The 15,141-nt window shown below is 73.6% G+C and carries 1 protein-coding gene; it reads right to left on the reverse strand.

The genetic code is table 11. The features are described from left to right. Positions 1–46: 46 nt before the first annotated feature. A complete protein-coding gene (locus tag CP982_RS04460; protein WP_425329805.1) occupies positions 47–15,139 on the reverse strand; it encodes a type I polyketide synthase in 15,093 nt (5,030 codons plus the stop codon). Between the last annotated feature and the right edge of the window lie 2 nt (positions 15,140–15,141).

Here is a 15,141-nt window from a genome sequence, read left to right on the forward strand (position 1 = left end):
TTTCTCTACTCCAGGGAACGTCGAGCAAGTGGGGTGGCCGAGCGGGTCAGGAGATGCCGAACTCCTTGCCGAGCATGTCGAACATCTCGTCGTCCGTGGCGTCGTCGAGGTCGTCGGCCGTCTGTGGGGCGGCGTCGGCGCGACTGTCGCGCCACGCGGTGAGCAGCGCGGACAGCCGGGCGCCGACCTGGTCGTCCTCGTCGTCGCCGGGCTTGACCGAGGCGAGGCTCGCCTCGATGCGGCTCAACTCGGCGAGCAGGGGCGCCACTCCACCCGCCGGCCCGCCCGGCACTCCGCCCGGCTCGTCGACGGCGAGCGTGCCGGCGAGGTGGCCGACCAGGTCGAGCAGGGTCGGATAGTCGAAGATCAGGGTGGCGGGCAGGCGGAGTCCGGTGGCCACGTTCAGCCGGTTGCGCAGGTCGACCGCGGTCAGCGAGTCGAATCCGAGCTCGGTGAACGCGCGCCGCTCGTCGACCGCCTCGGGTCCGGGGAACGCGAGGACGGCGGCGACCTGGGCGCACACCAGATCCGTCAGGGCGGACGTCCGCTCGGTCGCCGTCAGCGCCGCGAGCCGCTCCCGCAGCGCGGCGGCGGGGTCGCCCCCGGCCTGCGCCGCCCTGCGGGTCGTCGTCCGCACCAGAGCGCTGAGCACGGGCGGCACCTGCGGGAGTTCCCGCACGGCCCGCAGGTCGAGCCGCATCGGTACGACGACCGGGTCAGGGCCGACGGCCACCGCGTCGAACAGGTCGAGACCCTGCTCGGCGGTCAGGCCCACGGCCCCGGTCCTGGCCATCCGGGCGCCCATGCCGTCCTCCGTGGCCCACAGGCCCCAGGCCAGCGAGGTCGCGGCCAGGCCCTGGGCCCGGCGGTGCCGGGCCAGCGCGTCCAGGAACGCGTTGGCCGCCGCGTAGTTGCCCTGCCCCGGCGAGCCCAGCGTGCCCGTCACCGAGGAGAACAGCACGAAGGCCGACAGGCCCATCTCTCGGGTCAGTTCGTGCAGGTGCCAGGCACCGTCGACCTTCGGCCCGAACACGGTGTCGATCCGCTCCGGCGTCAGCGAGCCGATCGTGCCGTCGTCCAGTACGCCCGCGGTGTGCACCACAGCGGTCACCGGATGCTCGGCCAGCAGGGCCGCCACCGCGTCCCGCTGGGCCACGTCACACGCGACGACGGCGACCTCGGCACCCAGGCCCACCAACTCGTCGTACAGCGCGCCCACTTGACCGCGCCGACTGGCCAGGACAAGGCGTCGCACCCCGTGCCGCACCACCAAGTGCCGCGCCACCAAACCACCGAGCATCCCGCTCGCACCGGTCACCAGCACCGCGCCGCCACCGGCACCGGCACCGGCACCGGCGCCGAAGGCAGGACCCTCCTCCGACTCCGCGGGGCGGGCACGCACGAGCCTCGGCGCGAACATCTCGCCGCCGCGCACGGCCAGTTCGGGTTCCGGGCTCGTGACGGCGGACTTCCAGCCGTCCGCGTCGTCGACGTCCACGAGCACGATGCGGTCCGGGTTCTCCGACCGCGCCGTGCGCACCAGGCCCCACACCGCGGCCGACGCCAGGTCCGCCACGGCGTCATCGGGGCCGACCGCCACCGCGCCGCGGGTCACCAGGACGAGACGCGACGCCGCGCACCGCTCATCGGCCAGCCAGCCCTGCACCAGCTCCAGGGCGGTGTGCACCTCGCGGCGCACCGCGTCCACGGCGCGGGACTCCCCGTCGCGGAACTCCGCGCAGTGGACCACCACGTTCTCCGGCAGCGCCTCCTCCGCTTCCAGGGCCGACCGCAGCGCGGCCCAGTCCGCGAACTCCGCCACCGAACCGGCGTTCCCGGCCGCCGCCGCAGCCGGTGCCCAGTCCAGACGGAACAGCGACTCCCAGGCCTGCCGCGGCAACGTGCCCGACACCGGGCGAAGCACCAGCGAGTCGATCGTGGCCACGGGAGCGCCCGCCGCGTCGGTGACCGTGAGCGACACCCCGTCCGAGGCCGTGGGCGCCAACCGCACCCGCAGCACCGTCGCGCCGGAGGCGTGCAGCCGCACGCCCGACCACGAGAACGGCAGCCTGCCGGGACCGTCGGCCCCGCCCATCAGCCCGATGGCGTGCAGCGCCGCGTCGAGCAGCGCCGGGTGCAGACCGAAGCCGCCCGCTTCCACGCCGTCCGGCAGCGCGACCTCGGCGAACACCTCGTCGCCCTTGCGCCAAGCCGACCGCAGGCCTTGGAACAGCGGCCCGTAGCCGAAACCGCCGTCGGCCATGCGGTCGTAGAGCCCGTCGAGCCCCACGGCCTCCGCGCCCGCGGGCGGCCAGGCACCGGCGTCGGCCGACGGCTCATCGGCGCCGCCCACGAGCACACCGCTCGCGTGCCGGACCCACACGTCACCGTCGTCGCCCCGCGCGTGCACCGTCACCGTGCGGCGGCCGGATTCGTCCGCCACGCCCACCTGGACCTGCACCAGCACACCGCCGCGCTCGGGCACCACCAGCGGCGCCTCAAGGGTCAGCTCCTCCACCAGGTCGCAGCCGACCTGGTCACCCGCGTGGATCGCCAGGTCGAGGAACGCCGTGCCCGGCAGCAGCACCGAGCCCTGGATCGCGTGCTCGGCCAGCCACGGGTGGGACTCCAGGGACAGCCGGCCGGTGAAGAGCCCCCCGTCCGAGTCGGCCGTGTCGATGACCGCGCCGAGCAGCGGGTGACCGGCCGAGCCGAGCCCGGCGGCGTTCAGGTCGCCCGCCCCCACCCCGGCGTCCAGCCAGTAGCGCTCGCGCTGGAAGGCGTACGTCGGCAGGTCCACGCGCCGCGCGCCCTGACCGGCGAAGAAGGCTTCCCAGTCGAGCCGTACGCCCCGCGTGCACAGGTGCGCCACGGCGGACATCAGCGCGGACTCCTCGGCCCTGTCGGCCCGCAGCACCGGTACGAACCCGGCGTCGGGCGCCGACTCCGGCCCCAGCGCGGACAGCGTCCCGCCCGGGCCGACCTCGACGAACGTGGCCACGCCCTCGGCCGTGAGCGTCGTCACGGCGTCCGCGTAGCGCACCGATTCGCGTACGTGGCGCACCCAGTACTCCGGCGACCCGAGTTCCTCGGCGGTCGCCCGGACGCCGGTGAGTGTCGACACGATCGGGATCGCGGGCGACCCGTACGACACCTCCTCCAACACGGCCCGGAAGTCGTCCAGCATCGGGTCCATCAACGGCGAGTGGAAGGCATGGCTCACCTTCAGCCTGGTGACCTTACGACCCGCCGCACGCCACCGCTCCCCCACCGCCTCCACATCAGCGGCAGCACCGGAGATGACCACCGAGGAAGGGCCGTTGACCGCCGCGATGCCCACCGTCTCCGGCAGATCCACTGCGACTTCGGCTTCCGTCGCCTGGATCGCGACCATCGCACCGCCCTGCGGCAGCGCCTGCATCAGCCCGGCACGCGCCGACACCACCTTCACCGCGTCGGCCAAGGACCACACACCCGCCACGTACGCGGCAGCCAGCTCACCGATCGAGTGGCCCGCCAGCACGTCCGGGCGTACGCCCCACGACTCCAGGAGACGGAACAGCGCCACCTCCACCGCGAACAGCGCGGGCTGCGTCACCCCCGTCTCATTCAGCGCATCGGCGTCCTCGCCGAACAGCACGTCTCGGACCACCGGCCCGAACTCCGCCAGCACCTGGTCCAGCGCCTCGGCGAACACCGGGAAACGGTCGGCCAGTTCACGCCCCATACCCAGCCGCTGCGACCCCTGACCCGAGAACAGGAAACCCACCCCGCCCACGGCTACCGAACCCGCGACCAGGCCGGGGGACGGAACCCCTTCGATCAGCGCGGTCAGACCATCGAGGAGCGCAGCACGGTCGTCGCCCACCACAACAGCCCTGTGTTCGAAGGCCGAACGCGCCGTGACCAGCGAATAGCCGATGTCCCGCACGCCCAGCCGCGGCTCGGCCCCGACGTGCTCCCGCAGCCGGGCCGCCTGCTCACGGAGTGCTTCCGCGTTCCGGGCCGACAGCACCCACGGCACCACGCCGTCGGCGGGAGCCGGTACGTGCTCCTCGCTCGGCACGTACTCGATGATGGTGTGGGCGTTGGTGCCGCTCACACCGAACGACGACACGCCGGACCGCCGCAGCCGACCGGTCTCCGGCCACGGCTGGGACTCCGTCAGCAACTCCACGGAGCCCGCGGCCCAGTCCACCTTCGACGACGGCGCGTCCACGTGCAGCGTGCGCGGCAGCACGCCGTGGCGCATCGCCATCACCATCTTGATGACACCGGCGACACCGGCGGCGGCCTGCGTGTGACCCAGGTTCGACTTGATCGAGCCGAGCCACAGGGGGCGGTCGGCGGGCCTGTCCTGGCCGTAGGTGGCGAGGACGGCCTGGGCCTCGATGGGGTCGCCGAGGGTGGTGCCCGTGCCATGGGCCTCGACGGCATCCACGTCGGACGGCGTCAGACCCGCGCTCGCGAGGGCCTGACGGATGACCCGCTGCTGCGAGGGGCCGTTCGGCGCGGTCAGGCCGTTGGACGCGCCGTCCTGGTTCACCGCGGAGCCGCGGATCACGGCCAGGACCGGGTGGCCGTTGCGGCGGGCGTCCGACAGGCGCTCCACCAGCAGCATGCCGACGCCCTCGCCCCAGCCGGTGCCGTCCGCGGTGTCCGAGAACGACTTGCACCGGCCGTCCGCGGACAGGCCGCGCTGGCGGCTGAAGTCGACGAACGTGCTGGGGGTCGCCATCACGGCGACACCACCGGCGAGCGCCATCGTGCACTCCCCCTTATGCAGCGCCTGGATCGCCCAGTGCAGGGCGACGAGCGACGAGGAGCACGCGGTGTCGACGGTGACGGCGGGCCCCTCCAGGCCCAGCGCGTAGGCGACGCGGCCTGATGCGACGCTTCCCGACCCGCCGGTGCCGAGGTAGCCCTCGACGTCCTCCGAGACCGCGCGCAGCCGCGACACGTAGTCGTGGTACATCACGCCCGCGAACACGCCGACGGCCTTGCCCCGGGCCGAGTTCGGGTCGATGCCCGCCCGCTCGAAGGCCTCCCAGGAGGTTTCCAGGAGCAGCCGCTGCTGCGGGTCCATCGCGAGGGCCTCGCGCGGCGAGATCCCGAAGAACGCCGGGTCGAACAGGTCGGCGTCGTGCAGGAAGCCGCCCTCGCGGGTGTACGAGGTGCCCGTGCGCTCGGGGTCCGGGTCGTACAGGGCGTCCACGTCCCAGCCCCGGTTGGCGGGGAACTCGCTGATGGCGTCGGTGCCGTCCAGGACGAGCCGCCACAGGTCCTCCGGTGACGCGACCCCGCCGGGGAACCGGCAGCTCATGCCGACGATCGCGATCGGTTCGTCGGACACGCCCACCGTCGTGTGCGTGGGCGCGGCCACGACCGGCGCGCCCGCGAGCTCGGCGCTGATGAACGCGGCGAGCGCGGCGGGGTTCGGGTGGTCGAAGACCAGCGTCGCGGGGAGGCGCAGCTCGGTGGCCGCGTTGAGGTGGTTGCGCAGCTCGACGGAGCTGAGCGAGTCGAAGCCCAACTCCCGGAAGGCGCGGTCGGGTTCGACGGCGTGCGCCGAGCTGTGCCCGAGCACCGCCGCCGCGTGGGTGCGGACGAGGTCGAGGAGTGCCTTGTCGCGTTCGGCCTCGGTCAGGCCCGCCAGGGACTGCGCCAGGGCGGACCGGTGGGCGGGATCGGCGGTCCTGCGTGCCGTGTTCCGCACCAGTCCGCGCAGCAGGTGGAATACGGGCTGGGTACGTGCCTGCCGCCGCAGCACGGAGAAGTCCAGCGGTACGGGCGCGAGCAGCGCACGGCCGGTGGAGCCCGCGGCGTCGAACAGGGCCAGGCCTTCGGCCGGGCCGATCGGGATGGCGCCGCCGCTGGTGATGCGGCGTACGTCAGTCTCGTCGAGGCTTCCGGCCATGCCGCCGGACGTCTCCCACAGGCCCCATGCCAGCGAGGTCGCGGGCAGACCCTGGGCACGGCGGTGCTGCGCGAGCGCGTCCAGGAAGGTGTTCGCCGCCGCGTAGTTGCCCTGCCCCGGAGCCCCGAAGACACCCGAAGCCGACGAGAACAGCACGAACGCCGACAGGCCGAGATCGGCGGTCAGCTCGTGCAGATGCCACGCCGCGTCGACCTTCGGCCGGAAGACGGTGCCGATCCGCTCGGGCGTGAGTGAGCCGATCACCCCGTCGTCCAGTACGCCTGCCGTGTGCACAACGGCGGTCACAGGGTGCTCGGCCAGGAGGGCCGCCAGCGCTTCGCGGTCGGCCACATCGCACGCCGCGAACACGACCTCCGCGCCCTGCGCGGCGAGTTCGTCCCGCAGCTCCGCGGCGCCTTCGGCATCGGCACCGCGCCTGCTGACCAAGAGGAGGTTTCGTACACTGCGCTCGGCGACCAGATGCCGGGCCACCAGACCACCCAGCGTGCCCGTCGCACCCGTGATCAGTACGGCACCCGCGCCGAAGCCAGGGTCATCCACCACCGACTGCCGCGCCCGAACCAGACGCGGAGCACAAGCCACACCCGAACGCACCGCCAACTGCGGCTCCCCACTCGCCAACACCGAAGGCAGCACATCGACCGAAGCCGCCTCCTCGTCCAGGTCCACCAGCACGATCCGGTCGGGATTCTCCGACTGAGCCGACCGCACCAGACCCCAGACGGTGGCGTGGGCGAGGTTGGGCACATCCTCGTCGTCGGCGCCCGCGACCGCGCGCCTGGTCACGATCACCAGGCGCGCCGCGTCGAACCGCCCCTCGGCCAGCCAGGCCTGCACCGCGGCAAGCGCCCAACTCGCCGCCTCGTGCGCACTGACGGCCGGGTCAGAGGTGGCAGCGACCGGGCACGACAGGGCGACGAAGTCCGACAGCTCCGCATCCTGCGCCTGGGCCAGCGCCTCCAGATCGGTGGTCCACTCCACCGTCGGGGCACCGCCGTCGGACAGCTGCACCGGCACCCAGTCGACGCCGAACAGCGTGTCGCCGCGGTCGTCAGCGGCGGTCTGGGCCGGGGCGGCCGGGCGCAGTACCAGCGAGTCGATCGTGGCCACCGGGGCTCCGGAGCCGTCCGCGACCGTCAGCGACACACCGTCCGGTCCCGTGGGAGAGAGCCGCACCCGCAGTGCCGTCGCGCTGGAGGCGTGCAGCCGTACTCCGGACCAGGAGAACGGCAGCTTTCCGGGGGCGTCGGCCGCGCCCGTGAGCCCGGTGGCGTGCAGCGCCGCGTCGAGCAGCGCCGGATGCAGCCCGAAGCCCTCCGCCTTCACCCCCTCGGGCAGCGCGACCTCGGCGAACACCTCATCGCCCGCGCGCCACGCGGCCCGCAGCCCCTGGAACACCGGGCCGTAGCCGAAACCGCCCTCGGCCATGCCCTCGTAGAACCCGTCGAGGTCCACGACCTCCGCCCCGGCGGGCGGCCACGCGACCAGCGGGGCACCTTCGGACCGCCCGCCCGCCCGCAGCACACCGGTGGCGTGCCGGGTCCACGAACGGCTGTCCTCCATGTCGCCCGTGCTGGAGTGGAAGGTCAGCTCACGCCTGCCGGACGCGTCCTCGGCACCGACCCACACCTGTACGCGCACGGCACCGCTCTCGGGCAGCACGAGCGGCGCCTCAAGGGTCAGCTCCTCCACCAGGTCGCAGCCGACCTGGTCACCGGCGCGGATCGCCAGGTCGAGGAATGCCGTACCGGGCAGCAGCACCGAACCCATGACCGCGTGATCGGCCAGCCAGGGGTGGCTCTGGACCGAGAGGCGGCCGGTCAGGAGCGCCCCGTCCGTGCCGGCCAGGGCGACGCTCGCGCCAAGGAGCGGATGCTCCGCCGCACCGAGTCCGGCGGCCGAGACGTCGCCGAACAGCGGCAGCACGTCGGGCCAGTACTGTTCGCGCTGGAAGGCGTACGTGGGCAGGTCCACCCGACGACCACCACGACCTGCGAAGAACACCTCCCAGTCCACCCGGACACCGCGCACGTGCAGTTGCCCCGCAGCGGTCATGACGGCCACCGCTTCCGGACGGTCGCCACGCAGGACCGGCACGAAGGCCGCCTCCGGGGCGCACTCCCGCCCCAGAGCCGACAGCGTGCCGCCCGGACCGACCTCGACGAACGTACCGACACCGTCCTCGCCCAACGCGCGGACGGCGTCAGCGAACCGTACGGACTCCCGTACGTGACGCACCCAGTACCCCGGCTCCGCCAACTCCTGGGCGGTCACCCGGACGCCGGTGAGTGTCGACACGATCGGGATCGCGGGCGCCTCGTACGACACGGACTCCAGCACGCGGCGGAAGTCGTCCAGCATCGAGTCCATCAGCGGCGAGTGGAACGCGTGACTCACCTTCAGCCTGGTGACCTTACGGCCCGCCGCACGCCACCGCTCGCCCACCGCTTCCACATCAGCGGCGACACCCGAAACAACCACCGAGGCCGGGCCGTTCACCGCCGCGATGCCCACCGTCTCCGGCAGGTCCACGACTTCGGCCTCCGTCGCCTGGATCGCGACCATCGCACCGCCCTGCGGCAGCGCCTGCATCAGCCCGGCACGGGCCGACACCACCTTCACGGCGTCGGCCAAGGACCACACACCCGCCACGTACGCGGCAGCCAGCTCGCCGATCGAGTGACCCGCCAGTGCGTCCGGGCGTACGCCCCACGACTCAAGGAGACGGAACAGCGCCACCTCGACGGCGAACAGCGCGGGCTGCGTCACCCCGGTCTGGTTCAACACATCGGCGTCGTCGCCGAACAGCGCCTCGCGCACGCCCGGATCGAACTCCGCAAGGACTTCGTCGAGCGCCTCGGCGAACACCGGGAAGCGGTCCGCCAGTTCACGCCCCATGCCGAGCCGCTGCGACCCCTGCCCCGAGAACAGGAAACCCACTCGGCCGGGCTCACCCGCCACGCCGGTGACCGCGCCACCGGTCACCCGGCCCTCGGCCACCGACTCCAGCGCCTCAAGCAGCTCCGACCGCTGAGCGCCGACCACCACCGCGCGGTGCTCCAGCAGCGCGCGCGAGGACACCAGCGAACGACCCACGTCCGCCACCGACAGATCCGAGGACTCCGCCACGAACGACCGGAGCCGCGCGGCCTGCTCCCGCAGCGCCTCGCCGGACCGCGCCGACAACACCCACGGCACCAGGCCGCCCTCGTGGGCGGATTCCGTCACCGCCTCCGGCGCTGTCGCCGGAGCCTGCTCCACGATGACGTGGGCGTTCGTCCCGCTGAAGCCGAACGACGACACACCGGCCCGCCACGGCCGGTCCACCACGGGCCACTCGCGCTCATCGGCGAGGAGTTCCACCGCGCCCGCGGACCAGTCGACGTGGGGCGACGGCTCGTCCACGTGCAGGGTGCGCGGCAGCACACCGTGCCGCATCGCAAGAACCATCTTCATGACACCCGCCACACCGGCGGCGGCCTGCGTATGACCGATGTTCGACTTCACCGAACCCAGCCACAACGGCCGGTCGGCGGGACGACCCTGCCCGTACGTGGCGAGGAGCGCCTGCGCCTCGATCGGGTCACCCAGCTTGGTGCCGGTGCCGTGGGCCTCGACCGCGTCCACATCGGTCGCGGTCAGGCCCCCGCTCGCGAGGGCCTGGCGGATCACGCGCTGCTGCGAGGGACCGTTCGGGGCGGTGAGACCGTTGGACGCGCCGTCCTGGTTCACCGCCGAACCCCGGATCACGGCGAGCACCTGGTGCCCGTTGCGCTCCGCGTCCGACAGGCGCTCCACGAACAGCATGCCGACGCCCTCGCCCCAGCCGGTGCCGTCCGCGCCCGCGCCGAACGCCTTGCAGCGGCCGTCCACGGACAGGCCCCGCTGGCGGCTGAACTCGATGAACGAGCTGGGCGTCGACATCACGGTCACGCCGCCCGCCAGGGCCATCTCGCACTCGCCCTTGTGCAGGGCCTGCACCGCCAGGTGCAGGGCGACGAGCGACGACGAGCACGCGGTGTCCACCGTGACGGCGGGGCCTTCGAGGCCGAAGGTGTACGAGAGGCGGCCCGAGGCGACACTGGCCGCGTTGCCGGTCGCCGCGTAGCCGCCCACGTCCTCGGTGGCGCCGGCGAGGACCCAGCCGTAGTCCTGCATGTTCGAGCCGATGAACACGCCGACGCGCTCACCGCGCAGGGAGTCCGGGGCGATGCCCGCGCGCTCGAAGGCCTCCCAGGAGGTCTCCAGGAGCATCCGCTGCTGCGGGTCCATCGCCAACGCCTCGCGCGGCGAGATCCCGAAGAAGCCCGCATCGAAGGCGCTCACGCCGGAGAGGAACGCGCCGGACCGGGAGTAGGAGGTGCCCACGGAGTCCGGATCGGGGTCGTACAGCGCCTCCAGGTCCCAGCCGCGGTCGGTCGGGAAGTCCGCCACCGCGTCCCCGCCCGCCACGAGCACCCGCCACAGGTCCTCGGGGCTCGCCACGCCACCGGGGAACCGGCACGCCATGCCCACGATCGCGATCGGCTCGTCGGACGCGCCCGCCACGGTGACCGCGGCGGCGGTGGCCGAGGCCGTGCCGCAGAGCTCGTCCCGCAGATAGGCGGCCAGCGCGGCCGCGTTCGGGTAGTCGAAGACCAGGGTGGTGGGCAGGACGGCCCCGGTGGCCTCGTTGAGGCGGGCCCGCAGCTCCACCGCCGTCAGTGAGTCGAAGCCCAGCTCCCTGAAGGCGCGCGTCGCCGGGAGCGCGTCGCCGGACGCGTGCCCGAGGACCGCGGCCGCCTCGAACCGTACGAGGTCGGTGAGCTGCCGCTCCTGCTCGGCCCCGTCCAGACCCGTGAGCCGCCGCGCCAGGGCCGACGAGCCCTGGTCCTCCGGCGCGGCCGCGAACGCGGCGCGCACCTGGGGCAGTTCACTCAGGAGCGGGCTGGGGCGCTGGGCCATGAACGTGCCCGCGAACCGCTCCCAGTCCACGTCGGCGATGGCGACGTTCCCGTCACCGCGCTCAAGGGCCGTGGCCAGGCCCACGATCGCGACAGCGGGAGCCATCGAGGGCAGGCCCCGGCGGCGCAGCTGTGCCGCGGCGTCCTGCCCGGCGTCGGCGACCATGCCGCCGTAGGCCCACGGGCCCCACGCCACCGCCGTGGCGGGCAGGCCCGCGGCCCTGCGGTGCTCGGCCAGCGCGTCCAGGTAGGCGTTGGCCGCGCCGTAGGCGGACTGGGCGCCGCTGCCCCATACGCCGGAGATCGACGAGAACAGCACGAACGCGTCCAGCGGCGTGTCGCCGAGCAGCTCGTGCAGGTGCCTGGCACCGACGGCCTTGGCCGCCAGCACGTCGGCGAACCCACCCAGGTCGGACGGGTCGAGGTCGGTGAGGAGGGCGGAGCGCTCGATGCCCGCCGCGTGCACGACCGCGTCGAGCGCCGGAACGCCCGCGAGGAGCGCCGCCACCGACTCCCGGTCCGTCATGTCGCAGGCGGCGAACGTCACCCGCGCGCCCAACTCCACCAGCTCGGCTTCCAGTTCCGTGGCGCCCTCTGCCTCGGCGCCACGACGGGACGCCAACACCAGGTGCTCGGCCCCGCGCTCCGCCAGCCAGCGCGCCACGTGCCCGCCCAGGGCGCCGAGGCCGCCGGTGACGAGGACCGTGCCGCGCGGCGTCCAGCCCGCCCCGGTCGCCCCGTCCAGCGGCGCGGGCACCAGCCTGCGGCCGAGGACCGCGTCGCCGCGCACGGCGACCTGGTCCTCACCGCTCCCGGCGGCGAGCACCGAGGCCAGCAGGTCACCCGCCGGCTCGTCGCACACCTCCGGTACGTCGACGAGTCCGCCCCAGCGGGCGGGCTGCTCCAGAGCGGCCGCCCGGCCCAGGCCCCACACCATCGACTGCTCGAACCCGGCCACGGCGTCGTTCGCGTCGGCCGCCACCGCGCCCGACGTCACGCACCACAGCGGCGCCGCGACACCGGCGGCACCGAGCGCCCGCAGCAGCCCGACCGTGGCCCCGACACCGGCGGGCACCACCGACGCGCCCGCGTCCGCGAGCCCGAGGAGCGAGACCACGCCGGTCACCGCGGGCACGTCGGCCAGCCGCTCCGCCCAGTCGACCGCCTCCGGGTCCACGCGCAGGATCTGCGCCTCGGCGCCGTTCCGGGTCAGCGCGTCGCGCAGCCACTCGGCCCGACCCTCGCCCTGTGGCGCCACGACCAGCCACGTGCCGCTCACCTTCTGGGAGTTGAGGGTGACCGGCCGCCACTCGACCCGGTACCGCCAGCCCTCCACGGCGGCGCGCCCCTGCTGCTCCCTGCGCCACGCGGAGAGGCGCGGCAGCACGGCACTCAACGGAGCGTCGGACGACACGTCCAGGGTGCGGGCGAGATCGGCGATGTCCCCGTCCTCTACGACGCCCCAGAACCGCGCCTCCCCCGGGGACAGCCGCTCGACGGCCGCGTCGGCAGGCACGGCGTCCAGCCAGTAGCGCTCACGCTGGAAGGCGTACGTCGGCAGGTCCACGCGCCGCGCGCCCTGACCGGCGAAGAAGACCTCCCAGTCCACCCGGACACCGCGCACGTGCAACTGCCCCGCAGCCGCCATGACGGCCACCGCTTCCGGACGGTCACCACGCAGCACCGGTACGAAGGCCGCATCGGGCGCGCACTCCCGCCCCAGCGCGGACAGCGTGCCGCCCGGCCCCACCTCGACGAACGCCCCTACGCCGTCACCCGCGAGCGTGCTCACGGCGTCGGCGAACCGTACCGACTCCCGTACGTGGCGCACCCAGTACTCAGGCTTCGCCAACTCCTCGGCCGTGGCCGACCGGCCCGTGAGCGTCGACACGATCGGGATCGCGGGCGGCCCGTACGACACGTCCTCCAGCACGGCGCGGAAGTCGTCCAGCATGGGGTCCATCAGCGGCGAGTGGAAGGCGTGGCTCACCTTCAGCCCGGTGACCTTGCGGCCCGCCGCACGCCACCGCTCGCCCACCGCCTCCACATCAGCGGCGACACCCGAAACAACCACCGAGGAGGGGCCGTTCACCGCCGCGATACCTACGGCCTCCGGCAGATCCGCGACGACTTCGGCCTCCGTGGCCTGGATCGCGACCATCGCACCGCCCTGCGGCAGCGCCTGCATCAGCCCGGCACGCGCCGACACCACCTTCACGGCGTCCGCCAGCGACCACACACCCGCCACATGCGCGGCGGCCAGCTCACCGATGGAGTGGCCTGCCAGTACGTCCGGGCGTACGCCCCACGACTCCAGGAGACGGAACAGCGCCACCTCGACCGCGAACAGCGCTGGCTGCGTCACCCCGGTCTCGTTCAGCGCGTCGGCGTCGTCGCCCCGTAAGATCTCACGGACCCGCGGGTCGAACTCGGCGAGGACTTCGTCGAGCGCGTCGGCGAACACTGGGAATCGGTCGGCCAGTTCACGGCCCATGCCGAGGCGCTGCGACCCCTGGCCCGAGAACAGGAAACCCACTCGGCCGGGCTCATCGCCCACGCCGGTGACCGCCGTACCGGTCGTTCGGCCCTCGGCCACCGCCGTCAGGGCTGCCACCAGCTCGGAGCGGTCGGCGCCGACCACCACCGCACGGTGCTCCAGCAGCGCGCGCGAGGACACCAGCGAACGACCCACGTTCGCCACCGACAGATCCGAGGACTCCGCCACGAACGACCGGAGCCGCGCGGCCTGCTCCCGCAGCGCCTCAGGGCCGCGCGCCGAGAGCACCCAAGGAACGAGCGCGCCGTCCGGCAGCGACTCCGGTGCCTCCTCGCCGCTCTCCGCCTCGGGAGCCTGCTCGATGATGACGTGGGCGTTGGTGCCGCTCACGCCGAACGACGACACACCAGCCCGCCACGGCTGCTCCGTCTCCGGCCACGGCCGGGACTCCGTCAGCAGCTCCACCGCACCGGCGGACCAGTCCACGTGTGACGACGGCGCGTCCACGTGCAGCGTGCGCGGCAGCACACCGTGCCGCATCGCGAGGACCATCTTCATGACCCCCGCCACGCCGGCGGCGGCCTGGGTGTGACCGATGTTCGACTTCACCGAACCCAGCCACAACGGCCGGTCGGCGGGACGACCCTGCCCGTAGGTGGCAAGGAGCGCCTGGGCCTCGATCGGGTCACCGAGCTTCGTACCCGTGCCGTGCGCTTCGACGGCGTCCACCTGTGCCGCGGAGAGCCGCGCGCCGGCGAGGGCCTGGCGGATCACGCGCTGCTGCGAGGGACCGTTCGGGGCGGTGAGACCGTTGGACGCGCCGTCCTGGTTCACCGCCGAACCCCGGATCACGGCGAGCACCTGGTGCCCGTTGCGCCGCGCGTCCGAGAGGCGTTCGAGGAGCAGCAGGCCGACGCCCTCGCCCCAGCCGGTGCCGTCCGCGCCGTCGGCGAAGGCCTTGACGCGGCCGTCCGCGGCCAGGCCCCGCTGACGGCTGAAGTCGATGAACACCCCGGGCGTGGACATCACGGTGACGCCGCCCGCCAGGGCGACCGGGCACTCGCCGTGCCGCAGCGCGTGGACGGCGAGGTGCAGGGCGACCAGGGACGACGAGCAGGCGGTGTCGATGGTCAGCGCGGGGCCCTCGAAGCCGAACGTGTAGGCGACGCGGCCGGAGAGGACGCTGGCCGCGTTGCCGGTGCCGAGGTAGCCCTCGAAGCCTTCCGGAGCGCCGTTCGCCATGCGGGCCAGGTAGTCCTGGCCGTTGGTGCCGACGAACACGCCCGACCGGCTGCCGCGCAGCGCGTGCGGGTCGATGCCCGCCCGCTCGAAGACCTCCCAGGAGGTCTCCAGGAGCAGCCGCTGCTGCGGGTCCATCGCCGCGGCCTCGCGCGGCGAGATCCCGAAGAAGCCGGGGTCGAAGTCCGGCGCGTCGTGGACGAAGGCGCCCTCGCGGGTGTAGCAGGTGCCCTGTCGGTCGGGGTCGTCGTCGAAGAGCGACTCCAGGTCCCAGCCGCGGTCGGTGGGGAACGCGGAGACGGCGTCCCCGCCGTCGACGAGGAGGCGCCACAGGTCCTCCGGCGACCGCACGCCGCCGGGGAACCGGCAGCTCATCCCGACGATCGCGATCGGCTCGACCTCGCGCTCCTCGGCCTCGCGCAGCTTGCCGCGCACCTCCTGGAGGTCCACGGAGGCCCGCCGGAGGTAGTCGAGGTACTTCTCCTCGTTGGACATGTGTTCGGACCCTTCAGGTGTGTTCATCA

Origin of the sequence: Streptomyces spectabilis, assembly GCF_008704795.1 — a bacterium.
Taxonomy (GTDB): Bacteria; Actinomycetota; Actinomycetes; order Streptomycetales; family Streptomycetaceae; genus Streptomyces; species Streptomyces spectabilis.